This is a genomic window from Gloeobacter kilaueensis JS1 (genome assembly GCF_000484535.1).
In the GTDB taxonomy this organism is placed as follows: Bacteria; Cyanobacteriota; Cyanobacteriia; order Gloeobacterales; family Gloeobacteraceae; genus Gloeobacter; species Gloeobacter kilaueensis.
The window spans coordinates 3,087,297-3,112,641 of the sequence record NC_022600.1 but is presented as its reverse complement, the minus strand read 5'-3'; the positions used below and the strand labels follow the sequence as shown (position 1 = coordinate 3,112,641).

Sequence of the window (25,345 nt, the reverse complement as noted above, 5' to 3'; positions counted from 1 at the left end):
GTAGATTCTCAGGCAGGAGGAGTGTAGGAACCGTCGCCCTGGGGCGGTCGGGAACGGGGCTTCTCGGCAGGTGCCGGCAGGAACTTGCGCAGGCGCTCCCAGAGCGAGGGCCGGTTCGGTCCGCCCGGATCGCCGCAGATGACCGGGTAGAGGACCGGCAGGGCAAAGAGGGTAAACAGGGTGCAGGTGAGCAGGCCACCGATGACGACGGAGGCGAGGGGCTGCTGTACTTCGGCACCGGCGCTGGTAGCAGTCGCCATCGGAATAAAACCGATCGAGGCGAGGAGCGCTGCGGAGAGGATGGGCCGCAGGCGCTCACGGGCACCTTTGAGGGCTGCTTTTTCTGCGCTCAGCCCTTCTGCCTGCTGCATCGTGCGGATCGTCGTCACCAGAACGATGCCGTTGAGCACGGCGACGCCAAACAGGGTGATAAAGCCGACGCCCGCCGAAACCGAAAGCGGCATCCCGCGCAGCCAGAGGGCGACCAGGCCACCCACCAGCGAGAAGGGCACGTTGAGGAAGATCAAGATGCCCGGCTTGAGGTTGCCAAAGCTGCTGTAAAGCAACAGGAAGATCAGCGCCAGGGCAAGGGGCACCAGGATCTGCAGCCGCGAGAGGGCGGACTGGTAATTCTCGAACTGTCCTCCCCAGACCATCCGGTAGCCCTTGGGCAGTTTTACCTGCTCATCGACCGCCTGCTGGGCAGCAGCGACGAAGGAGCCCAGATCTCGCCCCCGCACGTTCATGCCGACGGTGATCACCCGCTCGCCCTCGCGGTGAGAAATCTGGGCAATGCCGTTGTCGGTGGTGATATCGACCACCGCGTCGAGGGGCACGATCCGGCCATCCTGGCTGGTGACCGGCAGACGGCGGGTGTCTTCGAGATCGTCGATGGACGCATCGTCGAATTTGACCGCCAGGCTGAAGCGCTGGCGGCCCTCGTAGATCGTGCCGACGATCTTACCGGCGCGGGTCGCCTCGATCGTGTCGAGCACCTCGCGCACGTTGATGCCGTTCTGGGCAAGCCGGGCGCGATCGACTTTGATATTGAGGACCGGCAGGCCGCGCACGGTCTCGGCGCGCACGTCCGCCGCCCCCGGCACTTTTTTGATGATCGCGGCGGAGCGGTTGGCGATGCGGTCCAGCTCGTTGATTTCAGGGCCGAAGATGCGCAGGGCGATGTCGAGCCGGTCGCCGGACAACAGTTCATTTACCCGCTGCTGAATAGGCTGGGTATAGGCGACGGTCACTCCTGGCACGACGCCCTTGAGGCGCTTTTCGATCTTTGCCACCAGTTCCGGCTGGGTCTTAGCGCTCTTCCATTCTTTTTGGGGCTTGAGAATCACGAAGACATCGGAGTTCTCGGACTTGTTGGTGTCGGTGGCCAGTTCCGGATGGCCGGTAAAAGAAAAGGCGGTCACCACTTCCGGGAACTCGCGGACCGCTTTTTCGACCAGCTTTGTCTGGCGGGCCCCTTCGTCGAGGGAGGCGGCGGGGGGGCGGCGCATGTTGATGACGAGCGAGCCCTCCGAGAGGTTGGGAACGAACTCGGAACCGAGAAGCGGTACCAGGGTGAGGGAGGCAGCAAAGATTCCTCCACACAGCAGCGATATCGGCAGCCACTTGCCCATCAGCCGCTCTACAGCCCACTCGTAGGGAGGACGCACCCAGGAGACGATGAGCGTCTCGCGCTCCTCCGGGAGCTTCTTGGCAAAGGCAAAGTAACAGGCCAGGGGCACCAGGGAGAGGGTCAGCACCAGCGAGGCGACAAGGGCCAGGATAACGGTGAAGGCCATCGGTTGGAAGAGTTTGCCCTCCACCCCCGAGAGGCCAAAAATCGGGATATAGACGACGGTGACGATCGTGATCGCAAAGGCGACGGGCTTGGCCACCTCCGCTGCCGCCGCGCCAATCACCGCCAGGCGCTCCTTGCCCTCGGCGGGCCGTTCTTCTGAGAGCCTGAGGATGATGTTCTCGACCATAAAGACCGCCCCATCGACTAAGAGGCCAAAGTCGATCGCCCCCAGGCTCATCAAGTTGCCGCTCACCCCACCCACAATCATGCCGGTGATCGCGAGCAGCATCGAGAGGGGAATGACCAGGGCAGTGATCAGCGCTCCAGGAATATTGCCCAGCATCAAGAGCAAGATCGCCGTCACCAGTAGCGCCCCTTCGACCAGGTTGGTGGTGACGGTCTTGATCGCGGCGGTGATGAGGTCGGTGCGGTCGTAGTGGGGAACGATCTTGACGCCTTCGGGCAATTCTTTGGCAATCTCGGCCACCCGCGCCTTGACCGCTTTTACAACGCCGTTGGCGTTCTCCCCGGCGCGCATCAGCACTGTCGCCACCACCGTTCCGTCGGTGCCGTCGCGGGTGATTACACCCTGTCTGAGCTGGTTGCCGATCGCCACTTCGGCCACATCGCGCAGGTAGACGGGGGTGCCGTGACTGCGATCGACGATGATGTCGCTGATATCTTCGGTGCTCACCACCAGACCTTCGCCCCGGATAATCGTCTGCTCGCCCCCGGCGTCGGTGGCGTAGCCGCCGCCGGAGTTGGCGTTGTTCGCTTCGAGCGCCTCGAAGACTTTTTTGGGCGTAATGCCGTAACCCAACATGCGCTCAGGGTCGAGGCGGACCTGGTATTGCTTGACAAAGCCGCCCATCGGGTTGATTTCTGCCACCCCCTTGACCGACTTGAGGCGGGGGATCACCGTCCAGTCCATGAGGGTGCGCAGTTCCATCGGCGTGTAGCGGCTGCCGCCGCGCAATTCAAAAATATAGATCTCCCCCAATCCGGTGCTCACCGGCCCCAGCACCGGCTGTTCGGCCCCAGCAGGCAGTTGGTTCTCGGCCCCCTTGAGCCGCTCGTTGATCAGGGCTCTGGCGAAATACACATCGGTGCCGTCCTCGAAGACCGCCGTGATCTGCGAGAGGCCATACTTGGAGATGGATCTCAGCTGGGTGAGCCGGGGCATACCGGTGAGGGCAATCTCTAGAGGAAAGGTAATCAGCTGCTCGACTTCCTGGGGACCGAGGGCGGGCGCTTCTGTGATCACCTGCACCTGGACGTTGGAGATGTCCGGCAGGCCGTCGATTGGAAAGCGGGTGAGCGAATTGATGCCGACGCCGACGATCACCACAAGGGCCAATAGCGCCAGTAGCCTCTGGCCCAGAGCCCAGTACACCCAGCGCGCCAGAAAACTTTTTTTGGGACGAATACTCGAATCGTCCGCTGTCTTGCCCTGGAAGGCCGTCGCCATCGTCTTTCCCCCTGCCCGGAAGTAGCGGTTAACAAACAGTAACTTTTCAAATATACAGTGGATCGCCGCTCTGCAAGGGCATCAGCGGCTTTCTGCTGCCTGAAGTGTTAGCCAGATAACACAGACAGGATCGTATACTCTCCTCGTTCCCTCCACGAACAATCAGAGGAGTAGTGCATGTCAGATGAGGCGGGGTACGGGCCTCTTGCCCAGAAGATCGGTCGCTGGTTGGGTCTGGCGGTGACGCTTCTGGTCGGAGCAGGTCCGGTGGGAGCGCAGACGCGGCTATTAGCCCCGCGCACCTTTGCCGCCCAGCCACCCAGCGTCGATGCAGTGCTGGCAGACATCGATAAGGACGGCGATCTCGATGTCGTCACCGCCAACTTCACCACCGATACCGTCTCGGTCCTTAAAAGTGATGGAGCAGGTGGTTTTGCGGCCCCGGCCAATTTTGCTGCGGGCGATTCGCCTTTTGCCGTCGCCGTCGGGGACATAGATGGCGATGGGGATCAAGATATCGTCGCGGCCAACTCGTTTACGGAGTACACAGTCAGTATTCTCAAAAACAACGGCACGGGCAGCTTCTCTGCTCCGACGGCCTTTGCGATCAACGGCAGTTCAGAAGATGTCGCCCTCGCGGATCTCGACAAGGATGGCGACCTCGACATCGTCGCCAGCAGTCCCCTCGAAGATACGGTCTCCGTACTCAAGAACAACGGCAGTGGCAGCTTCTCTGCGCCCACCAACCTGGCTGTCGGTACCAAACCGGTCAGACTGGCACTCGGGGATGTGGACAAAGACGGCGATGTGGATATCGTCACCGTCAACCCCTACTCCAGCAACGTCTCGGTGCTCAAGAACGCTGGTAACGCGACATTCGGCGCGGCTGTCAACTTTGCAGCGGTGAGCGGCAATAACCGTCCGTACGCGCTGGTGCTGGGCGACATCGACAAAGACGGCGACCTCGATATCATCACTGGCAACTACATCGGGCTTTTCGGTGTGCCGGACGACGAAAAAGTGCTGGTGCTCAAGAACAACGGCACCGGTTCTTTTAGCCTTACCAGCGCGATCGCTGTCGCTGACGACAATTCCCCCAGTTCACTGGCGCTGGGAGATGTCGATCGAGACGGGGATGTGGATATCGTCTTCTCCAGCTACGGCGGCAGCGTTTCGGTGCTCAAAAACAACGGCGGTGCCTTCGCTCAGATCCTCTTTGCGGCAGCAGACGGCCCGCGCTCGGTAGTTTTGGGCGATGTCGATAAAGATGGCGACCTCGACGCGGTGACCGCCAACTCCGACTTCACCGCCAACCTCGATGCCAGCAACGTCTCGGTCCTGGCCAACGCCGGAGACGGCACGTTCATCAGCTTCAAAAGCTACGCAGCCGACTTCGGCCCACGGGCTGTGGCAGCAGGCGACATCGACAATGACGGCGATCTCGATGTGCTAGTTGCCAACATCAACCAGGACACCCTGAGCGTGCTTAAAAACAACGGCGGCGTCCTCGCTGCTCCGACGAACGTTGTTCTAGGAGGGGTCGATCCAGAGTCGCTGGCCGTGGGCGATATCGACAAAGACGGCGACCTCGACGCCGTAACCGCCAACAGCACCTCCAACAACGTGTCCGTACTTAAAAACAACGGCACCGGTTCGTTTACAGCAGCCACCGTTCCGGCAGGCGACGGGGCGAGCGCCGTTGCCCTGGCAGACGTAGATAAAGACGGCGACCTCGATATCGTCGTGGCCAACCGCGACGACAACACCGTGCTGGTGCTCAAGAACAACGGCACCGGTAGTTTTGCAGCCGCAGGCAGCTTTGCTGCTGGTACAGGTCCAGTGTCGGTGGCTTTGGGTGACGTAGACAAAGATGGGGATCTCGATATCGTTGCTGCTACCTACAACAGGCAGGAGGTGCTCAAAAATAACGGCAGTGGCAGTTTCGCCGCTCCGACGGTCGTTGGCCCCGGCGCGGATCAAGTTGCCCTGGCAGATGTAGACAAAGACAGCGACCTCGATATAGTGAGCGCCAGCAGCTACTACGGCAATGTCCGGCTATTGCGCAACAACGGCAACGGTGCGTTCACAGCCGTTACTCCGATCAACATTGTGGATCGGCCTTATTCTCTGGCTGTGGGAGATATCGATCGAGACGGCGATCTCGATGTGATTACAGCCAACTACGAGTCCGACAATGTGTCAGTACTCGTAAATAACGGCAGTGGCAGCTTCAGCGCACCGGTGAGCTTTGCAACCGGTCACGGACCCAAATCGGTCGCTCTAGCCGATCTAGATAGAGACGGCGATCAGGATGTGGTGACTGCCAACCGCGATTCTGACAATGCCTCGGTCTTGAAGAACGCAACCGGGCCAATTGCCGATTTTACCGGCGACGGCAAGCCAGATATTCTCTGGCGCTATCAGGGGGGGGGTTCCAAGCAGGGCTTTGTCCAAATCTGGCAGATGAATGGCACCAGTTACGTCACCGCCATCGCTCTCAATACGGTCAGCGACCTCAACTGGCAGATCGGGGGCACCGCCGATTTTAGTGGCGACGGCAAGACCGATATTCTCTGGCGCTATCAGGGGGGCGGTTCTAAGCAGGGGCTCAACCAGATCTGGCAGATGAACGGTACGAGTTACGTTACTTCGATTTCGCTACCGAACCTGAACGATCTCAACTGGCAGATGGCGGCGACGGGCGATTTTAGTGGCGACGGCAAGCCGGATATTCTCTGGCGCAACTATGTGACTGGCCAGAACATGCTCTGGCAGATGAACGGTACCAGTTATGTTTCTGCGATCAGCCTCAACTCGGTCAGCGACCTTAACTGGCGGATCGTCGGCGCGGGTGATTTTACAGGCGACGGCAAACCGGATATTCTCTGGCGCTATCAAGGAGGGGGTAGCAAGCAGGGCTCTGTCCAGGTCTGGCAGATGAATGGCACAAGTTACGTCGCTTCTTTAGCTTTGAAGAGTGAAAGCGATCTGAGCTGGCAGATTGGCGGTGTGGCAGATTTCACCGGCGACGGCGAGCCGGATATTCTCTGGCGCTATCAAGGCGGCGGCAGTAAACAGGGCTCTGTCCAGATCTGGCAGATGAATGGCATAGTCTATGGATCGTCGGTGGCCCTGAATACGGTGAGCGACCTCAACTGGCGGATTAGAGGACCGCGATAGGCACAGCTAGCAAGTCCACAAGAAAGGCTCGTCGGGCGGCTGAACTTTCTGGGACGGGATCTGGTCCTAGTTCACAGCATGGGTGCGACATCGTAGATGGATTGGACAAACTTGGGCAGGGCAGGCATATCGGCGGCACTGGCAGGGATGCTTGCAGGAGGAGCCTACCCACTGGCGGCGGCAGATTGCAGGGATTGCCGGGTGGCGCAGCAGGTGCCCCAGAACCGATTCGAGCAGGCGGCAGCCTACGCGATGGCGACGGGAGGCGTTGCCCTGATGATCCTCCAGGGCGATCGGGTTGTCTTTGAGCAGTACGCCCCCGGCTTCGACAGCAATACGCCCCACATCCTGGCAAGCGGCACCAAGAGCTTTTCGGGGGTGATCGCCGCCGCTGCTGTCCAGGACGGCCTGCTCGACTTTGACGAGCGGGTGAGCGACACGCTCACCGAGTGGAAGGCGGACCCACTCAAGGCGCGGATGACTGTCCGTCAGTTGCTCAGCCTCGAAAGCGGGTTGGGCAAAGCCGGGCGGGGTGGCCATCCGGTTTCCTTTGCCCAGGCGGTGCAGGTACCGGCTGTTGCTCCTCCCGCTACGGCCTTCGACTACAACCCGGTCAATTTTCAAGCCTTTGGCGAGTTGATGCGGCGCAAGCTCGCTCCCCGACGCGAGCAGCCCCTCGCCTACCTGCAGCGGCGCGTCTTCGACCCGATGGGCCTCTCGGTCTCCCAGTGGCGGACCACCGACGACAACGACCCGGATCTGCCCGGTGGCGGCGTGATGAGCGCCCGCGACTGGGCCAGATTTGGACTTTTTCTCAAAAACGGCGGCAGCTGGCAGGGCCGTCAGATTATCGAGCGCAAGTACCTCCAGCAGTGCTTTGTCCGCTCGCCCCTCAACCCGGCCTACGGCCTTTCCTTCTGGCTCAACGCCCCCAGCAGCACGGGCCGCAGCCAGCGCAGCAACCCGGTGGGGGGCGTGGGTCCACTGGATCTCTTTATGGCCGCCGGAGCAGGCGGACAGCGGCTCTACGTCATTCCATCCCAGGACATGGTCGTCGTGCGCTTTGCCACCCTTGGGGCGGGTCGGGGCCGGGGAGGAGGCCGAATGTTCGGCCAGGGCGGAGCTGGTAGTGGCGGTCGCTTCTTCGACAGCCAGTTCATTCAGCTGTTGTTCCCTGGCAGTACCGGCTGATGGTGAGCGGCCACACCACCCTCGACGGCATCGTTCTGCGCACCCTGCACGTGCTCAGGCCAGGGGCGGCGCGCTTTGGCTGGGTCCACGCCCACTGTGAGTCGGCGGGTTTTACGAGCGAGGCGGCCCTCCGCCACCACAACTACTGGAACCTCCCCTGGACGCCGCGCGAGGGGCCACAATTTTTTGGCGTCGGAACGGAGCGGCTGGCAAGCTACCCCACGATCCTCTACGGCTGCGAGCGCTACCTGCTGCGACTGGAATCGCTCTGCCCAATGGCTTTTAGCGCTCAGACGATCGAGCAATTCGTGGCAGGACTCGCAGACTGGCACCAAACCGGCTGTGATCTTGCCCGGCTGGTCGAACTTTTCTACGCGAGCTGGCCACCGCGCTAGTCGGCTACCAGCAGAACAATCGCTTTACCATCGAAGATGTCCCGCTCGCTCTACGGGCGGCGATTGAACGCGGGCCTGACTGCTGCCAGACCCTGAGAAAAAGGCGTCGCATCCGCGAAGCGGGGAGTGAGCACAAAGCGGCCCCCGCGATCGATGTAGCCCCAGCGTCCTTTGACCTCGACGGGGGCGATCCCATCGCTACTGAATGGGCGCACCCGGTCGAAAAGAAAGCCAGTAATCTGTTTGCCTGTCCGATCGACAAAGGCATACTTGCCCTGCACAAAAACCCAGGCGAATCCCTCCGCGAAGGCACCAACCTGTTCGTAGCGTGCGGGGACGCTCAGCCTGCCGCTGTTGTCGATAAAACCCCATAATTTTCCCTGGCGCACGGGGCTCATGCCTTCAGTGGTCGTCTCCACTGCTGCGAACTGGGGCCTGACTACCCAGCGGCCCTGGGCATCGAGAAACCCCCACAACCCCTCTTTGCGCACCGCCGTCAGCGGTTCGGCTTTGCGAAAGCGGCCTACCTGCTCAAATTGGATTGGGATGACGACTTTGCCACGCTCATCGATAAAACCCCAGCGTTCACCCAGGTGCACCGCCGCCCGTCCTGCCCAAAAGCGCTGGACTTCATCGAACTGCAGCGGGATGACCAGGGTACCGGTCCTGTCGATAAAACCCCACTTGGAGCCGACTCTCACTCCAGCCCGGTCTTTGGTGAAATTCGTCACTTCGTCGAAGCGAGCAGGAATGCCGGGTTTGCCGTCCTGACGCTGAAAGCCCCATTTGCCCTTTAACTCGAAGGGCTGCAGATCTGCGGTTGTCAAAGCTGCGGTTTCTTGCGGGTTCAAGTAGCGCTTGACTCGCCCTGTCCGCTCGATGAGCGCATCTTTGGTACCGAGCAGGACGAAAGCCTCCCCGTTCGTGAACTCACCCGCCAGGACAAAGCGGGGAGGGATGACCATTCGACCGGAACGATCGATGTAGCCGTACAGTCCATCTGTCCGGTCATGGGTAGACTGCAGGCCGACGAGGGCATCGACGGCGGCGCGCAGTTCCGCTTCTCGCAGCCAGCCCACCTTGACATCGACCGTGGTTCCCTTGCTGGAGAGGAAAACATAGTGGGGAATACCCTCCACGTGAAAGCGGCGGACGAAGGAAGCGTTTTCTGGCTTATCAACATCGACGCGCAGAACATTGATTTGCTCAGCCAGGTGCTGTTCGAGGTCTTCGACCACCGGTGCATTCATCTGGCAGCCGAGGCACCAGTCCGCATAGAAGTCGATGAGCGTCGGTCGGCCACTGGCCACCATTCGGTCGTATGTTTCGGTCGCTGCAGGTGCCGCATTGCCGTCCCGGTCCCCACCGGAGCGGTGTCCGAGAAAGAAAATAACGGTCGCCACGGCCACTGTGGCAACGGCCAGGGCAGCGTTGCGGACTCGAACTCTGGGCATTGTAGTGAGGAGCATCGCCTGGCTGTCGCGAAAGAGTTTGCAGGATTGTATCTCATCCATTCATGCCTTGAAAAGCATTCCGCCCATACACTGGTATCGAGCGGTGTTCAGCCGCTCCTGCTGCAATCACCGGGCGCGGCAATCAATGATAGATTATGGACAGGAGTCCTCAAAAATTGTTAAACGCCCAGTCTGCATGAACCATGTCCGACCTCGAACCGATTCGACCTGTCTACGATCTTGAAGGTTTGCCCGTAGCGCGGGTGGCTCAGCAGATCATTCATATCCAGCAGCTCATCAAGGCCGTGATGCGCGACGGGGAGCATTTTGGCAAGATCCCCGGCTGCGGCGACAAACCGGCCCTCTTCAAAGCAGGAGCAGAAAAGCTCTGTTTCACCTTTCGGATGGCACCGGATTTTGAGATCGATCAAACCGACCTGGCGGGTGGCCACCGGGAGTACCGCATCAAGTGCCACCTCACCGCAATCGAGTCTGGGTTGCGCCTGGGAGCGGGGGTAGGTTGCTGCAGCACGCTGGAGAGCAAGTACCGTTATCGCACAGCACCGGGCGAGCCGACCGGCAGGCCCGTCCCCCGCGCCTACTGGGATCTACGCCAGCAGGACAAGGCACGGGCACAGGAACTCATCGGCGGCAGAGGTTTTGGGGTGATCAAGAACGCAGGGGGCGATTGGGAGGTTGCGAAGCTCGGTGAAAAAATCGAGCACGACAACCCCGCCGACTACTACAACACGGTTTTGAAAATCGGAAAAAAACGGGCACTGGTGGATGCGGTGCTCACCGTCACTGCGGCCTCCGACATTTTCACCCAGGATGTCGAGGAGTTGAGTGAGTTTTTGGATGTTACAGCGAGCAAGCTGCCTGGCAAAGAGCACAAGCAGCAAGGGGCCTCTGTATCGCTCATCGATCTATTGAAGCGCCCAGGTGCCAGCACATTACTCGTCGAATGTTGTGAGAAGATTGAGGGCTATGCGATGGCCAAAAATGCACTCGCTCAAATACTAAACAGTTCCGAAGAAGAGCTGTCAGAGCGCCTGAACCAGATAGCAAGCGAGTGCGAGTGGGCACATTTTGTTCAGGCTGCACAGCAATTACTGCCTGCTGCTTCATTGCCCTAAAGTTGCTCTGGAATATATTTGAATTGTGGAAAACCCTGGCCATATAAAAAACCTGGCCAGGGTTCAAGAAACAGCAGGCTTTACTGGTTCGGCGCTATTTCTTCCTTGCCGCCGGTGCCTTCACAGATGTTCTTGATCGATTGGAGAGTCTTGCCGATGCCTTCGGCCATCGCCGATTCAAAGCTGTGCCCAGGAGATTTTTCGGCCATGCGTTGCATCGCCTCCGGTCGGGGCTTGTAGTGGATGTGGACCTTTACTTCGGATGTTGAACCACCGTTTTCTTTGACCTCCAGCCAACCGTTATACTCGTGTTCACCGTCGGAGCCCCACTCTAAACGCTTCGCTGCCTTATCGACGCGAAAATGACCGTCGGATTCAAAGTGCTTTTCACCAACCTGCCCTTCGGTGCGAATTCGCTCGCCCTGCTGGGGTTGCGCATTCTCGACGGTAGGTAGATATTGGGGAACATTTTTGACATCGCTCACAAAAGCGAAGATGCCGTCTGCAGGAGCAGTGACGATAATTGACTGCTCAAAATCAGTCCGGCTTGTCGTACTTTCGTTGACAGAATCCCTGGTTGTTCTCAGTTGACAACTGCTGCAATAGTAGCAGCATAGCTTCACTTTACTGACGAGCCATTCCAGTTTCTATCTAAAGGTAGAGTAGCTAGATTTTCCAAGTGACAAGACGATTTAGTATTGTCCGAGGAGGCCAATGCACTACGCTTCTTAAGCGGATTTATGAGCAACCGACAGTTTACAATGCGGATAGAATTAGCAAGAAGCAGTCTTGATTAGGCAAGAATGGGCTGCAGTCGTGCTCCAAAAAATTGACGGATGTAGTTTGCGATTGTCTCTCCCTCTTCCTCCAGGGCGAAATGTCCTGTATCGAGTAGATGCAACTCGACATCTTTCAGGTCGCGCTGGTAAGGATAGGCACCCTCAACAGGGAAGATGTAATCGTTCTTGCCCCAAACTATCAGGGTCGGTGGCTGATATTGGCGGAAATACTCTTGCCATTGCGGGTATAGGGGTGGATTCGTGCCATAGCTATAAAACAGAGCTAGTTGAATCTCTTTGTTTCCAGGGCGATCGAGGAAAAGTTGATCTATAGTCCAGGTATCCGGGCTGATTTTCTCTAGATTGCGAACGCCGTTAGTGTATTGCCACTTCGTTGCTTCCAGGGTGAAAAGGTGTCCGAGTTTGTCAGCATTTTCAGAGGAGCGATCGTGCCAGTATGCCTTAATCGGCTCCCAGAATTCGCGCAGCCCTTCCTCGTAGGCATTGCCATTTTGCACGATCAAGGCTTGTACACGCTCTGGATATTTTGTAGCAATACGATAGCCAACAGGTGCGCCATAGTCCATGACATAGAGACTGTAATTTTTCAGATCGATCGCGGCGATGAACTTCTCTACGATCTCGGCTATGCGATCAAACGTGTAGTCAAACTCATTTACAGTTGGCATTGAACTGTTGCCATAACCTGGATAGTCAGGGGCAACAAGATGAAAGCGATCGGCCAGGGCAGGAATCAAATGGCGGAACATATGAGAGGAAGTTGGGAAGCCATGTAACAGCAGAATCGTGGGGTTACTGCGGGAGCCAGCTTCACGGTAGAAGATGTCCAAACCATCGATTGAGACTGAGCGGTAGGTAGTCATGAATTTACTCCTTGTTGTGGAGGTGAAGCTGAACTGTTCTACAGCAAGTCAAGTCGGAATGGTAGACATGATTACAATCGGTTTAATCGGCTGGGAGCTGGCGACGGATCTGTTCCTGGAAATATTCACGCCAACTTTCGGGTAGGGCTTTCAGTTTGACTTGGCCCCGAATAATGATCCGCTGAGAATGTGAGTTTCCAGCTTGGTTTTCCTTATCGTACAGGTGGATGCCGTTGCGGCGACAGCGGAGCCGCGATGGCATTCACCTGTTGCAAAAACTCCATCGGCGTTGCTCCTGCCAGGGCACTGTGCGGACGGTAGTGATTGTAATCCAGCCGCCAAGCCTCGACGATTCGTCTGGCATCCGGCACGCTCAAGAAGTAGTGGGCATTAAGACATTCATCCCGAAATTTCCCATTAAAGCTCTCGATGTGCGGCTTGTCCGTTGGCTTGCCCGGACGAGTGAAGGCGATGAGCACCCCACGCCGCGTTGCCCACTCCGCCAGTGCTCGACAGACGAACTCCGGCCCATTATCAACCAGCAATCGTTCCGGCAACTGCCGCTGGGCCGCCAGGGTTTCCAGCACCCGCACCACCCGCGCTGAGGGCAGGGAGGTATCGACTTCAATTTGTGGGCACTCCCGGCTGTAGACATCGATGATCGTCAAGGTCCGCAGTTTGCGTCCGTCGGCCAGGGCATCCTCGACAAAGTCCAGGCTCCATAGCTGGTTAGGGCGTTCTAAAGCCGGTGCTTCCGGCCTCCCAGACGGTCGGAAGCGGGGTTTACGCTTTTTTGGGCGCACCAGCAATCCCTCCTTGGTGCACAGTCGGTAGATTTTCTTGGCGTTGACCAGCCTGCCTTCCCTTCTCAGCAGCAGTGTCAGCCGTCGATAGCCATAACGCGGACGTTCGGCAGCCAACTGCTTCAGCCGTGCTAGCAACACGGGATCTTCAGTGCGATGACCGACTAACCGGGCGGTGGAGCGGTGCAACCCCAGCAACCGACAGGCTCGCCTCTGGGAAACCTGCAGGTCGGCTTGCAGGTAGGCGGCAGCCTGGCGTTTGGCTGCTGGGGTTAGAATTTTTTTGACAGCACCGCCTTGAGGGCATGAAGGTCGAGAGCTTGGTCGGCGACGATCTGCTTGAGTTTGCGGTTTTCTGCTTCGAGATCCTTCAGGCGCTGAGCTTCAGAGATTTCCATTCCACCGTACTTGGCCTTCCAGCGATAGTAGGTCTGCTCGCTGATACCGTGTCTGCGGCATAGCTCTGCCACGTTAGCACCGGCCTGCCCCTCACCCAGGATGGCAATGATCTGTTCAGTCGTGAAACGGCTTTTCTTCATGGTCTTCCTCGTCAGTGGTGTCGGCTGGAAGACTCACATTCTACGCGGTTCACTTTAGCGGTTGCACGTCACAAAGTATCAGAAACGAATACTCTAAAGCCGAGGTACTAGCAGCAGTAGCTCCCCATCTGCCCGAGCCAGTCTTGCAAGCTGCTCAAAGCATTAGTGACGAATACTCTAAAGCCGAGGTACTAACAGCAGTAGCTCCTTACCTGCCCGAGTCAGTTCTGCAAGCTGCTCAAAGCATTGAGAACGAAGAATATAAAGCAGAAATACTAACAGCAGTAGCTCCTCATCTGCCCGAGCCAGTTCTGCAGATTGCTCAAAGCATTGGAAACGATTACTATAGAGCTGAGGTACTAACAGCAGTAGCTCCTTACCTGCCCGAGTCAGTCTTGCAAACTGCTCAAAGCGTTGGTGACGAAAGATATAAAGCAGAAATACTAACAGCAGTGGCTCCTTATCTACCCGAGTCAGTCCTGCAAGCTGCTCAAAGCATTGGAAACGATTACTATAAAGCTGAAGTACTGAGAGCAGCGGTTCCTCACCTGCCCGAGAAGCAAAAACAGCAAGTACTGCAGCAGGTACTCCAAGCTGCTCAAAGCATTGGTGACGAAGAATATAAAGCAGAAATACTAACAGCAGTGGCTCCTCATCTGCCCGAGTCAGTCCTGCAAGCTGCTCAAAGCATTGGAAGTAAAAGATACAGAGCTAAAGTACTGAAAGCAGTTGCTCCTTACCTGCCCGAGCCAGTTCTGCAAGCTGCTCAAAGCGTTAGTGACGAAAGATATAAAGCAGAAATACTAACAGCAGTGGCTCCTCACTTGCCCGAGTCAGTCCTGCAAGCTGCTCAAAGCATTGGAAGTAAAAGATACAGAGCTAAAGTACTGAAAGCAGTAACTTCTCATCTACCCGAGTCAGTCCTGCAAGCTGCTCAAAGCATTGGAAACGATTACTATAAAGCTGAAGTACTGAGAGCAGCGGTTCCTCACCTACCCGAGAAGCAAAAACAGCAAGTACTGCAGCAGGTACTCCAAGCTGCTCAAAGCATTGGTGACGAAGAATATAAAGCAGAAATACTAACAGCAGTGGCTCCTCACTTGCCCGAGTCAGTCCTGCAAGCTGCTCAAAGCATCGGAAACGATTATTATAAAGCTGAAGTACTAGCAGCAGTGGCTCCTCATCTGCCCGAGCCAGTTCTGCAAGCTGCTCGAAGCATTGGCGACGAAGAATATAAAGCAGAAATACTAACAGCAGTAGCCCCTCATCTGCCCAAGTCAGTTCTGCAAACTGCTCAAAGCATTAGAAACAAATACTATAAAGCTGAAGCACTAAAAGCAGTAACTTCTTATCTGCCCGAGTCAGTCCTGCAAGCTGCTCAAAGCATTGGAAACGATTATTATAAAGCTGAAGTACTAGCAGTAGTGGCCCCGCGCCTGCCCGAGCCAGTTCTGCAAGCCGCTCAAAGCATCGGAGACGAATGCCACAAAAGCGAGGTACTAGAAGCAGTCGCTCCCCATCTACCCGAGTCAGTTCTGCAAGCTGCTCAAAGCATTGGTGACGAATGCTACAAGGCCAAAGTACTAACAGCAGTAGCTCCTTATCTGCCCGAGAAGCAAAAACAGCAAGTACTGCAGCAGGTACTCCAAGCTGCTCAAAGCATTGGTGACGAAAGATATAGAGCTAAAGTGCTAGCAGCAGTGGCTCCTTACCTACCCAAGTCAGTCCTGCAAACTACTCAAAGCATCGGAAACGATTACTATAGAGTGAAAGTACTAGCAGCAGTGGCTCCTTACCTACCCGAGTCGGTTCTGCAAACTACTCAAAGCATTGGAAACGAATACTCTAAGGCTGAAGTACTAACAGCAGTAGCTCCTCACCTGCCCGAGTCAGTTCTGCAATCTGCTCAAAGCATTGGTGACGAAAGATATAGAGCTAAAGTACTAACAACAGTGGCTCCTTACCTGCCTGAGCCAGTTCTGCAACCTGCTCAAAGCATTGGTGACGAAGAATATAGAGCTAAAGTACTAGCTGCAGCGGCTCCTCACCTGCCTGAGCCAGTTTTGCAAGCTGCTCAAAGCATTGGAAACGATTATTATAAAGCTGAAGTACTAGCAGCAGTGGCTCCTCACCTACCCGAGTCGGTTCTGCAAACTACTCAAAGCATTGGAAATGATTACTATAGAGCTAAAGTACTGAAAGCAGTAGCTCCTCACCTGCCCAAGTCAGTTCTGCAATCTGCTCAAAGCATTGGTGACGAAAGATATAGAGCTAAAGTACTAACAACAGTGGCTCCTCACCTGCCTGAGCCAGTTCTGCAAACTACTCAAAGCATTGGGAACGATTATTATAAAGCAGAAATACTAACAGCAGTAGCCCCTCATCTGCCCGAGTCAGTTCTGCAAGCTGCTCAAAGCATTGGTGACGAAGAATATAGAGCTAAAGTACTGATGGCGTCAGGAAGATGTTTTGGGAAACTTGAGGTATCTCCCTGCAAAGTTTACCAACTGTGGAGGCAATGGCTTATTGACTGTTCAAAACTTTCTCGCTGGCACCTGCTCAGTAATCTTACTGTGGCTGTACCTATCGTTCTTCGCTTAGGAAACGTACGGGCCGCCGAGGAAGTTATCCAAGCGATTTTAGATGCGGCGGAATGGTGGCCTTGAGTTCTAGCCAATATTATGGAACAAAGAAGAATCCTTTACTAAAGCTGTGGTCATGAGTAAACAGCGGTCAGGACACAAACACCATTGGCCACTTTCCCCATACCTTACCTTTTGTTGGTGTGGACGTTAGAACAGGATCATAACGGTGCTTACAACTTGAGAGATGGAAGATGGCTTTCCCATTATGTCCGCGAAGGTACCCAATCCCTCTGGCCAAAAAAGTAGTCAGAACTTGCCATTGGGGTACGTGGGGAGTGGAATGAGTGTCGAGAAGCCAGAAGTCTTTGTTACCTACTACTCCAATCCGCTCCGGGGACAAACCGCTTTTGCCACCCTCAAGTAGGACCGCTCTGCCAAGTGAGTTGCTTCAATTTGGAGCTGTTCGTTTTACGAAGCGGGCACGGTAGCGATCTCGGGTTCGAGCGGGAAAGAGCCGGGGAGTGACCGCCTGCTCCGCAGGTGCCACCGTCCAGTCGTAGTCTCTGAGCAAAATCGCCAGGGCAATCTTCAGCTCCATCAGCGCAAACTCGCGACCGATACAGACGTGCGGACCCGCTCCAAAACCGACTAGAGCCAGAGGATCCTGGCGGTCCTCCTCGCGCGGCGGGGCAAAGCGCTCCGGCTCGAAGTGGTCCGGGTCTGCGAATAGTTCTGCCATCCGGTGGGAGACGAAGGGCGAAACGGCCACCAGCCAACCTGCCGGGATGACGTAGCCCCCAAATTCAAAGGGCTGGCGCACGCCGCGAAAAAGAATCGCTCCGGCTGGCGAATAAAAGCGTTCGATCTCTTTTAAAAACCAGCCCATCTGGACGAGCTGACGCAGGTGGGCGACATCGAGCGGTTCTGAGCCGGTGACGCGCTCCAACTCTCCCCTCAGCCGCTCGCGCCACCCTGGCCGCGCCGCCAACTCGACCAATGCCCAGGTGAGGGCGGTCGCCGTCGTGAAGTGCGCCCCGTTGACCAGATGCACCAGCTCATCGACCACCTGGGCTCTATCTAGAGGCTCACCCTGTTCGTCCACCGCCGCCAGAAAAAGCCCCAGCGCATCGGCGGAATCCTCCAGACCACCCCGTCGCTGCCGCTCAGCGACGATCCGGCCCAGGAGCGCCTGCAGTTGTTCGCGGGCGAACCGCGCTCGTCCGTAGGCGGTGAGTGGACCTTCCAGGCGCAACAGCGCCGTCGTTCCTGCCAGAAGCGCACTGTACCAGCGCTCGATCTGCTCCACCTGCGCCTCAGCTTCAACGCCCAGGAGCAATCGAATACCGATAACTAGCGCCAGCTTGCGACATTCCTGGTGGATAGGGACGCTCCGCTGTTCCGTCCAGCTGGTAAAACCCTGCTTAAAAATCTGCTGCATCGTGCGGCTGTAGGTGGCAATGGCCGCACCGTGAAAGGCCGGTGCCATCAATCGGCGCGTCCGCCGGTGCCGTTCGCCGTCCTGCAGCATCATCGGCTGCCCGAAAACATGCTCGGTAAACGGTCCCCAACCTTCGTAGGACGAGAGTTGATCGCCCGCCTCGATAAGTACTCGCCGGTTCGCCTGCGGGCCGATCAATACTGCGCAATGGCGGCCTAAAAAACTGCTCTTGAAGACCGGGCCGTAGCGGCGGTAGTCGCTGAGCATCCCAAATCCCTCGGTGGCGACCACCTGCCAGAGCCGACCAAGGCCGGGCAGGCCAAGATCGCCGGGCATCTGCTCGACTTGCATCGTGGCTCCTGAAATGCCTATGAACGTGACAAAATGTTCGTATACAAAAAATTATGACGAGTCATTCGCATCTGTCAAGTAATCCGACATGAGAAATCTTGAGGGCGAAACGGAGCACACTTTGCGGCGCGTTCCCCGGCAGCGGCGGGGCCACGAGCGGGTAGCGCGCATCCTCGATGCTGCTGCCCGCGTCTTTGCCGAGGTGGGCTACGAAGCGGCGACGACGCACCAGATCGCCGAACGGGCGGGGACGGCGGTGGGTTCGCTTTACCAGTATTTCCCGGACAAACGGGCGATCTTTGCTGCCCTCGAAGAGCGCCACCAGCAGCAGGTAGAAGCGTTTCACACCCGGCTTGAGTCGCCGGAGATAGCCCAGTTGCCCCTTGAGCAGATGATTGCCCGGATGGTTCAGATGAGCGTCCGTTTTTTTGAAGATCCGGCACCGCGCGTGATGTTTCTGCTCTACTACAGCAGTCCGCAACTGTTCGAGCGCTTCGACGAGGACTTTATCCGCCAGCTCGTCCAGCGGGCCGGAGCGCTGCTCAGAGCCCGCAACCCGGCCCTGGAGGCCAAAAAAGTCGATGTCGTGGCCGAAACGTTTATCCAGTCTTTTAACCACCTGTTGCTCGTTGCCCTGCGCAACCCACCCGAGCGCGGCGCTCAGCTCGTCCAGGAACTGCAAAACCTGCTCATCGCCTACCTCCGCCCCTACGACCAGATGCCGGCTGCCGATGAACCAGCCGCTAGCGGCCTCAGCGAGCGCCAGCGGCTGGCTCTGCGCTGGGCAGCCCAGCAGGGGGAGCTGACGATTCAGCGCTTCGAGGCGCTCTGTCCTGGCTGCTCGCGCCGTTCGCTCCAGCGCGATCTAAGTCATCTGGTCCGCAGCGGGTGGTTGCAGGTCAGCGGCCAGACCAACCAGCGCACCTATCGGCCCTCCATCCGGCAAACCCGTGACAACTTGTGAAATAGTTGCTGATTGCGCTTTTCGTAAAATTCGCTTCTATAATCCAAACAGAAGTTGACGAAGTGCTTCACGCTTCGTTGCAAGAATTTTGGTTCTGACCGACGCCGTTTGATGGAGGTAGAGGCGATGAGTGACGTTGTTGGAGCGCAGCCGGGCGAGGGGGGAGCAGAAGCTGCTTCACTCGCTGTCTACGAACCTGCTCCCCTGCCGGGAGGCCGGCCCATCTACCCTGCCAAACTCCACATTCTGCCGGAGACGACGCTGCCGGGTGGACGGCCCATCGAAGCGGCCAAGCTCAAGATTGGCCACATGGTGGGCGATCGGCCCGTCATAAAGCTGGGTCTTGAGGTACTGCCGGATACGCACCTGCCGAACAACCGCCCGGTCTTCAAGGGCACGCTCAAGATCTTGCCGGAGACGCCGCTGCCCAACGGCAGGCCCATCGAAAGGGCCAAGCTCGCCCTGCCACCGCAGCCGGCGGAGCGCTTTGAGCGGCCAATCTATCCCAACCCGGTCCAGGTCGCTACCGACGTGCCGCCCATCACCAACCGCCCGGTCTTCAAGGGCACGCTCAAGATCTTGCCCGAGACGCCGCTGCCCAATGGCAGGCCCATCGAGAAGGCCAAGCTCAAGATCGATCACATGGTGGGCGATCGGCCCGTCATAAAGCTGGGTCTTGAGGTACTGCCGGATACACACCTGCCGGGCAACCGTCCGGTCTTCAAGGGTACCTTGAACATCCTGCCGGAGACGCCGCTGCCGGGAGGCCGGCCCATCGAGGCGCGCCACACTCCGCTTCCCAGTCGGCCCCTGCTCGCCTCCTCCTGATCTACGGGTGGATCTTGCCGTCGGGCATCGTCGCCCCGGTGAGAATCGAGCCGGTGAGCTTGACCATCAACCGATCGGCGATCGTCATCTGCGCGCCGCGCAGGTTGGCACCGCTCAAATTGGCACCGCTGAGGTCTGCGCCGAGCAAATTCGCTTCCTGCAGGTCCGCGTTGCGCAGGTCGGCCTGCAGGAGGTTGGCTCGAAAAAGATTGGCCCGCGACAGGTCCGCGCCGTTGAAGCTGGCCTTGTGCAAAAAAGCGTCGCTCAAGTCCGCGCCGCTCAAGTTGGCGTTGCTCAAGTTGCGGCCTTCGAGGTCTCGTTCTTTGAAGTTGGCTCCGCGCAGGTCCGCGCCGCTCATGTCCGGAGAGCGGTAGCGCGGCGGGGGCGGGGGTGGAGGCTCAGCTTTGCGGGGGGCGGCGCGCTCGCGCTGGTGGCTCGTGTGGGAGCGCGTATGGCCCTGGCTGTGGCTGGTATGGCTCTGGGCCGCCGCTGAGCGGGCGGGCCGGGTGCTGGCCGGTGGCCGATAGACGGGACGGAAGCTAGAGCCTTTGTCCGGGGGGGCAGGCGCAGGCGGGGGTGGGTTGGCCTGGATGGCGCGCAACTGCTCGTAAGCCTGGTTGATCTCTTTGAGCTTTTCGACCGCTTTTTGTTGCAGCCGGGTATTTTCGACCGGCATCCGGTCGGGATGCCAGACAAAGGCCAGATCCTTGTAAGCCTGCGTCACCTCCTCCTGTGAGGCTCCAGGCTCCAGTCCCAGCACCCAATACCAGCGCTCCGGCTCCTTCATTAGTTAACAACTTAGCACCGATGCTTGCCGCCTACGGCAGGGAGTGCCATCAGCGGGCGTCGAAGTTGTAAAGGAGGGTGACGACCAGATTGTGGTTGAGGCGGTCGGGCAGTTCTGGGCGGTTGACGAAGTTGGCCATATAGCCAAATTCCAGCTTGAGGGCGGGGGTGAGCCGGTTGCCAAAACCGGCGAAGGCCCGATTTTGATCGAGTCCCGCCGGTAGACTGCGCACGTCGTTGAGATTGAAAAAGATCTCGTCGGCGACGATGAGCGACCACAGTTTGGCGGCGTCGAAGGGATATTCGAGCCTCAGCAGATGGCGCAGGCGGATCGAAGTGCCGTCGGTGTTAGGTACCAGCCGCTCCTCCAGGCGGCTGCGGTTGGTGATAAGCAGATCCCCGGCTTTTGCCACGTTCTGAAACTGCTGCCAGAAGCGCGTTTCGGTAAAGGTGCCGTTCGTTTGAAAGGCGGGCACGATGGCCAGACCGAACCAGAGCGTGCTTGTCGGACTGACGTTAAAGTAGACTGCCGGGCGAATCAGAATCCGATCGAGCGCACCGATGTCGTCTCGAAAGCGCGGCTGCAACTCGAAGTATCCCTTCAAGGGGCCGCTTATCGTTCCCTGAGTAATGAGCTGAAACCAGCCTTGAAAGTCCTCGATGAGCGTCGTCGGTACTTCCTGGGCGGCAGCGGGCCGATAACCGTTCAATAACAGGCCAAGCGTAACCAGGGCAGCGCCAATCCGGAGCCGCCATTTCTCAAGTTTGCGTACCAATGGGGTTGCCTTTCTCTACACCACACTGGCCTCAAGGTAAGTCCGAGTCAGCATCAAGTGAAGTCGAGAAATTCCAGAGTTGAAATCTATAAAACTCTATGATTTTGAACCGAGCATAATCTCAGGCGCGCAGCCTATTCATCGATTACCGCCACGGCTTTGAGCGCAGGGGTAGCCAGATACGCCCTCTACAGTCAGCCAGGGTGGACTATCTCAACGCTTCTTGCGAGGAAATCTTTTATGCCATCTCCAGAGCCCTACGGCGGCAGTACCCCAGGCGATGTGCGTCCTGGACCACAGGTGCCCAATCCGGTTACTGACGCTCAAGATCAAGACGATGCGAACAAACTGCAGGGTGGCGTGCAGTTCAAAGACGGAACGAAAGTAGGCGTCGAATCAAACGATCCGACCCAGGGAGCCAGCGGTACCGTCACCATTCCGATCGACAAACCGCCCCCGGCCTATCGCAGCCCTACCGATGCCGAACGCGCCCAGACCGAAAAAGACTACGCTGCCGCCCTCGAAGCGCAACGGCAACAGCAAGAGGACGCAAAAGAAAATGCGAAGGCGACCCAGGAGCTAAAAGACATCGTCAACACCCCGCAACCGGACCTGCGCGGCGACTACCCGATGCCCGACCAGACCTACGCTGCGCTCGACAGCACTGCCGCCTTCGGCCAGACGGTCAGCTTCAATCCGAGCGACGAGGGTGCCTACGGCGATGCCGCCATCTACGGCCAGGGTCAAGATCCCGACAGTTACGATGGCCAGCAACAGGACTTCGGCAGTTACGATGCCCAGAATTACCCTCAAGGACAGGATTTCGGCAGTTACGATGCCCAGGAAGGTCTACAGGATCTAGAAAGTTACGATTCACAGGATCCGGGAGGTTATGACCCCCAGACTTACGCTCAAGCTCAAGGCAACTTCGACTTGCAGGACGATAGCCAGGGGCAAGGTTTTGGAGATTCCGACTTGCAGGACTACGACCAGAGCCAGGCAAACTACGATTCCCAGCAATCGCCCTCAGAAGATTACGAGCCCCAGGACGACAACCAGGACCAAGGAAGCTACGATTCGCAAGACTACGATCAAGGGCAGAATTTTGACAGCTATGATTCGCAGGACTATGCCCAGGATCAAGGAAGCGACCAGAGCCAGGACGACTACAGCCAGCAGAGTGACACTCCCGATTCAACAGATGACGCAGGTGAGTACGATTACCAGCCCGATGGCGAGGAGCAGAGCGGTTACGCTTCGGATCTAGACTGAGCCTGTCGAGGGCTACAATACAGGGCCTGTTTTCTGGCGCTGGAGAGATGATCACTGCAACCCAGGCAAAACACTTTGCCAAGAAGCGGATCGCAGCGGTGAACGGGTCTGCCGCACGTTCGCTCATTATGTCGTGTGAACACAGGGGGCTGCATAAACTCTACAGGCTATGACTATAGATCCACGGCAGAAAATCCTTTCCGCCTCCGCACCTCAAGACAGGGGCTTCTCGAAGATGCTAATGCGTTCCGCACTGATCTGGGCACTATTGAGCGCGACGCCCGCCGTTGCTGCGCCGCTGGTGAGTTCAAAAGCTCCTGCCCCCGCCGTGGCTTTTGATGAGACGGTATTCAGAATTCATATCTCCGACCCTTACCGGTGGATGGAGGATCCGGCCCGGCAGCAGGAAATGGTCGCCTGGGTTCGTTCCCAGAGCGATGCGGCTACCACTGCCTTGGCGGCTTTGCCCGAGCGCGCTAGCTTTGCTGCACTGCTGGAAAAATCCACACGCGCCGGTGTGCGCTACTCGGATGTAACCTCTGATGGGGGACGGCTCTTCTATCGCCGCCTTGAACCCGGTGACCGTGTGCCGAAGCTGGTCGTGCGAGAAGGGGGACGCGAGCGGGTGCTGCTCGATCCGACAGCGGGGACGAACGAGGTAGCGGCAATCAGCAGCTACAGCCTTTCACCCGATGGCCAGACTGTCGCCGTTCATGTTGCCAAAGGCGGCGCAGAAGTGGGTGAAGTCCACTTCCTGGATGTGGCGACCGGTGCGCCAAAAGGCGTGCCCCTCGGCCCCATCTGGGGGGAGTTCACCGTTGCTTGGCTTGGCCCCGACACGATCGCCTACACCCGAATCACCGGCACGGATAAAAGCGCAGATCCTCTGCAGAACATGCGCGCTGCTATTCTCAAGCCCGGTGCCGCCGGACCCGGCACATTTGTGCTCGGTAGTAGAGTCACCGGCAGCCCGCCCTTTGCAGCGCAGGAGTTCCCGCTGATCCTCCAGCCTGTCACCAGCGATCTGGTACTCGGCCTTGGTACCGGTGCCAGGGCTGATTTTCGCCTGTTCGTTACCCGAGCCGCTGCTCTTTCCAGTCAAAAGCCTGCCTGGATACCGGTGGCAACCTACGACGATCGCATCGGTAACGTTACTGCCCTTGGAGATGATCTCTATTATCTGACAACCAAAGAGGAGTCCAACGGTGTCGTGGTACGCCGCCACGTCAACGCTGGCAGTCTCGGTACTCCAGAACGAATTGTGGCTGGCGGCGACCTTGTGCTCACCAATCTGGAGGCGGCTCGCGACGGCGTCTACGTCTCCGCCCAGCGGGACGGGATTGCCCATCTGCTGTTTTTGCCGGGTGGGCGTGGCCCGGCCCGCGAGGTAGCGCTGCCTTTTGAGGCGGATCTTTCTGACCTGCGCACCGATGCCGATGGCCGCTCGGTGCTGTTCGGCCTGAATGGCTGGACGACAGCGGTCGGCTACTACCGGGCAACGGGCGGTCGCATCGAGCCAGTGGGCCTTCAGTCCGATTCCTGGAGCGGCGCTCAGGGCATAACTGCCGTGCGCGAGGCAGCAAAGAGTGCTGACGGCACCAGCGTGCCGATGGTGGTACTGTTGCCGTCCAGCAGCAAGCACACGGCGATACCGACGATTCTGACAGGCTATGGCAGCTACGGCATACTCAATGTGTCGCCCCGGTACAACCCTTACCTGTTGGCCTGGGTCGCCCATGGTGGGGCGGTTGCCTTCTGCGGTACGCGCGGTGGGGGCGAGCGGGGGAGAAGCTGGCATGAAGCGGGTCGCTCGGCCAACAAGCCGAACGCGCACGCGGATTTCATCGCCTGTGCCGAACGGCTGGAATCGGCGAGTTACACGCGTCCGGGCAGCCTGGTCGCCACCGGTGCCAGTGCCGGTGGTCAATTGGTGCCTCCTGCTGTGCTCAAGCGCCCCGATCTGTTTGCTGCCCTGGTGCCCCGCGTTGCGGTCCTCAATCCTACCCGGCTGGCGGCAGCCGAAAATGGTGCCAACCAGTTTGCTGAGGCAGGCGATCCTGACACCGCCGCAGGCTTCGCTGCCCTGGCCGCCCAGGACAGCTACCTGATGCTTGCCACCGCCCGCGACATTCCCGACACACTCGTCACTATCGGACTGAACGACAGGCGAGTCGCACCGTGGATGTCCGCCAAGTTCGTTGCCCTTGCCCAAAAACGCTTCGGCGATCGAAGGGCAATCTGGATCCGCGCCGATACAGAAGCGGGCCACGGCTTCGGTTCTGCCCGCGACCGGCAAAATGCCGAATGGGCCGACACCTTTGCTTTTGCCTGGGACCGAGCCCAGCCGACGAAGACGACACAACCGTGATCGGACGCATAACGAAGTCATGCATGTCCTAGTGTTGGGTTGGGTCCGACGATTCAGTAGTGGGCCGGGAGGAAGCATATGCCAAGGTTTGTGATCGAGCGCGAGATTGCCGGTGTCGGGAAATTTACGCCGGAGGAATTGCGAGGAATTTCTCAGCAGTCGTGCAACGTGCTGCGCCAGCTCGGGCCACAGATCCAGTGGGAGCACAGTTACGTCACCGACAACAAGATCTACTGCGTCTATATCGCACCGGACGAAGCGACGGTGCGCAAACACGCTGAGCTGGGAGGATTTCCGGCAAATTCTGTCTCAATTGTTCGCACGATCATCGATCCGACCACCGCCGAATAGGT

The 25,345-nt window shown here is 58.1% G+C and carries 18 protein-coding genes; 10 read left to right on the top strand and 8 right to left on the bottom strand.

Annotated elements, in window-relative coordinates; translation table 11 throughout:
- Positions 1-8 precede the first annotated feature (8 nt).
- Positions 9-3,263, bottom strand: coding sequence for an efflux RND transporter permease subunit (locus GKIL_RS14375; RefSeq protein ID WP_023174416.1), 3,255 nt, complete (start codon positions 3,261-3,263; stop codon positions 9-11).
- A gap of 177 nt (positions 3,264-3,440) precedes the next feature.
- Between GKIL_RS14375 and GKIL_RS22785 the strand changes: the two genes are divergently transcribed.
- The 3 genes from GKIL_RS22785 to GKIL_RS14355 all read left to right on the top strand — a co-directional run bounded on the left by GKIL_RS22785 (position 3,441) and on the right by GKIL_RS14355 (position 8,029).
- Positions 3,441-6,443 carry an FG-GAP repeat domain-containing protein gene (locus GKIL_RS22785; protein ID WP_023174415.1) on the top strand — a complete coding sequence of 1,001 codons (3,003 nt, stop codon included), beginning with the start codon at positions 3,441-3,443 and terminating at the stop codon, positions 6,441-6,443.
- Between the two features lie 96 nt (positions 6,444-6,539).
- Positions 6,540-7,634, top strand: coding sequence for a serine hydrolase domain-containing protein (locus GKIL_RS14360; RefSeq protein ID WP_023174414.1), 1,095 nt, complete (start codon positions 6,540-6,542; stop codon positions 7,632-7,634).
- Positions 7,634-8,029 carry a hypothetical protein gene (locus GKIL_RS14355; protein ID WP_023174413.1) on the top strand — a complete coding sequence of 132 codons (396 nt, stop codon included), beginning with the start codon at positions 7,634-7,636 and terminating at the stop codon, positions 8,027-8,029. Before GKIL_RS14360 ends, GKIL_RS14355 begins: the two co-directional genes overlap by 1 nt.
- 50 nt (positions 8,030-8,079) lie before the next feature.
- Here GKIL_RS14355 and GKIL_RS14350 read toward each other — a convergent pair whose 3' ends face one another.
- Positions 8,080-9,483 (bottom strand): WG repeat-containing protein, encoded by a 1,404-nt coding sequence (locus tag GKIL_RS14350; RefSeq protein WP_187293819.1) that lies wholly within the window; start codon positions 9,481-9,483, stop codon positions 8,080-8,082.
- Between the two features lie 203 nt (positions 9,484-9,686).
- On the opposite strand from GKIL_RS14350, the gene GKIL_RS22780 reads away from it, so the two are divergent.
- Complete coding sequence (locus GKIL_RS22780; RefSeq protein ID WP_023174410.1) at positions 9,687-10,619, top strand: hypothetical protein; 933 nt, start codon at positions 9,687-9,689, stop codon at positions 10,617-10,619.
- 80 nt (positions 10,620-10,699) lie between these two features.
- Here the strand turns inward: GKIL_RS22780 and GKIL_RS14340 are convergent, their stop codons facing one another.
- The 3 genes from GKIL_RS14340 to GKIL_RS14330 form a co-directional block, all read right to left on the bottom strand.
- Entirely contained in the window at positions 10,700-11,104 is a 405-nt protein-coding gene (locus tag GKIL_RS14340) for a hypothetical protein (protein WP_041243971.1), read from the bottom strand.
- 308 nt (positions 11,105-11,412) lie between these two features.
- Positions 11,413-12,282, bottom strand: a complete 870-nt coding sequence (locus GKIL_RS14335; RefSeq protein ID WP_023174406.1) for an alpha/beta fold hydrolase — start codon at positions 12,280-12,282, stop codon at positions 11,413-11,415.
- Between the two features lie 212 nt (positions 12,283-12,494).
- A protein-coding gene (locus GKIL_RS14330) for an IS3 family transposase (RefSeq protein ID WP_144080304.1) occupies positions 12,495-13,624 on the bottom strand; the annotation gives its coding sequence in 2 pieces (ribosomal slippage) (positions 12,495-13,372 and positions 13,372-13,624; 1,131 coding nt in all).
- 143 nt (positions 13,625-13,767) lie between these two features.
- Here GKIL_RS14330 and GKIL_RS24865 point away from each other — a divergent pair.
- On the top strand, positions 13,768-16,290 hold the full coding sequence (locus GKIL_RS24865; protein ID WP_144080402.1) for a hypothetical protein: 2,523 nt from the start codon (positions 13,768-13,770) through the stop codon (positions 16,288-16,290).
- A 367-nt stretch (positions 16,291-16,657) separates the two neighbouring features.
- Here the strand turns inward: GKIL_RS24865 and GKIL_RS14320 are convergent, their stop codons facing one another.
- Positions 16,658-17,998, bottom strand: a complete 1,341-nt coding sequence (locus tag GKIL_RS14320; RefSeq protein WP_023174402.1) for a cytochrome P450 — start codon at positions 17,996-17,998, stop codon at positions 16,658-16,660.
- 88 nt (positions 17,999-18,086) lie between these two features.
- Here GKIL_RS14320 and GKIL_RS14315 point away from each other — a divergent pair, with 88 nt between their 5' ends.
- Positions 18,087-18,962 (top strand): TetR/AcrR family transcriptional regulator, encoded by an 876-nt coding sequence (locus GKIL_RS14315; RefSeq protein ID WP_023174401.1) that lies wholly within the window; start codon positions 18,087-18,089, stop codon positions 18,960-18,962.
- Positions 18,963-19,088: 126 nt separating this feature from the next.
- On the top strand, positions 19,089-19,790 hold the full coding sequence (locus tag GKIL_RS14310) for a hypothetical protein (RefSeq protein ID WP_023174400.1): 702 nt from the start codon (positions 19,089-19,091) through the stop codon (positions 19,788-19,790).
- Between the two features lies 1 nt (position 19,791).
- Here the strand turns inward: GKIL_RS14310 and GKIL_RS14305 are convergent, their stop codons facing one another.
- Both GKIL_RS14305 and GKIL_RS14300 read right to left on the bottom strand, forming a co-directional pair.
- Positions 19,792-20,577 carry a pentapeptide repeat-containing protein gene (locus GKIL_RS14305; protein WP_023174399.1) on the bottom strand — a complete coding sequence of 262 codons (786 nt, stop codon included), beginning with the start codon at positions 20,575-20,577 and terminating at the stop codon, positions 19,792-19,794.
- Positions 20,578-20,626: 49 nt separating this feature from the next.
- Entirely contained in the window at positions 20,627-21,352 is a 726-nt protein-coding gene (locus GKIL_RS14300; protein WP_023174398.1) for a DUF2490 domain-containing protein, read from the bottom strand.
- A gap of 240 nt (positions 21,353-21,592) precedes the next feature.
- Between GKIL_RS14300 and GKIL_RS14295 the strand changes: the two genes are divergently transcribed.
- From GKIL_RS14295 to GKIL_RS14285, 3 genes are all read left to right on the top strand, one after another.
- Positions 21,593-22,624 (top strand): hypothetical protein, encoded by a 1,032-nt coding sequence (locus GKIL_RS14295; RefSeq protein WP_023174397.1) that lies wholly within the window; start codon positions 21,593-21,595, stop codon positions 22,622-22,624.
- A gap of 241 nt (positions 22,625-22,865) precedes the next feature.
- A complete protein-coding gene (locus GKIL_RS14290) occupies positions 22,866-24,992 on the top strand; it encodes a prolyl oligopeptidase family serine peptidase (protein ID WP_187293818.1) in 2,127 nt (708 codons plus the stop codon).
- A 78-nt stretch (positions 24,993-25,070) separates the two neighbouring features.
- Positions 25,071-25,343 carry a DUF4242 domain-containing protein gene (locus tag GKIL_RS14285; protein WP_023174395.1) on the top strand — a complete coding sequence of 91 codons (273 nt, stop codon included), beginning with the start codon at positions 25,071-25,073 and terminating at the stop codon, positions 25,341-25,343.
- Positions 25,344-25,345 lie beyond the last annotated feature (2 nt).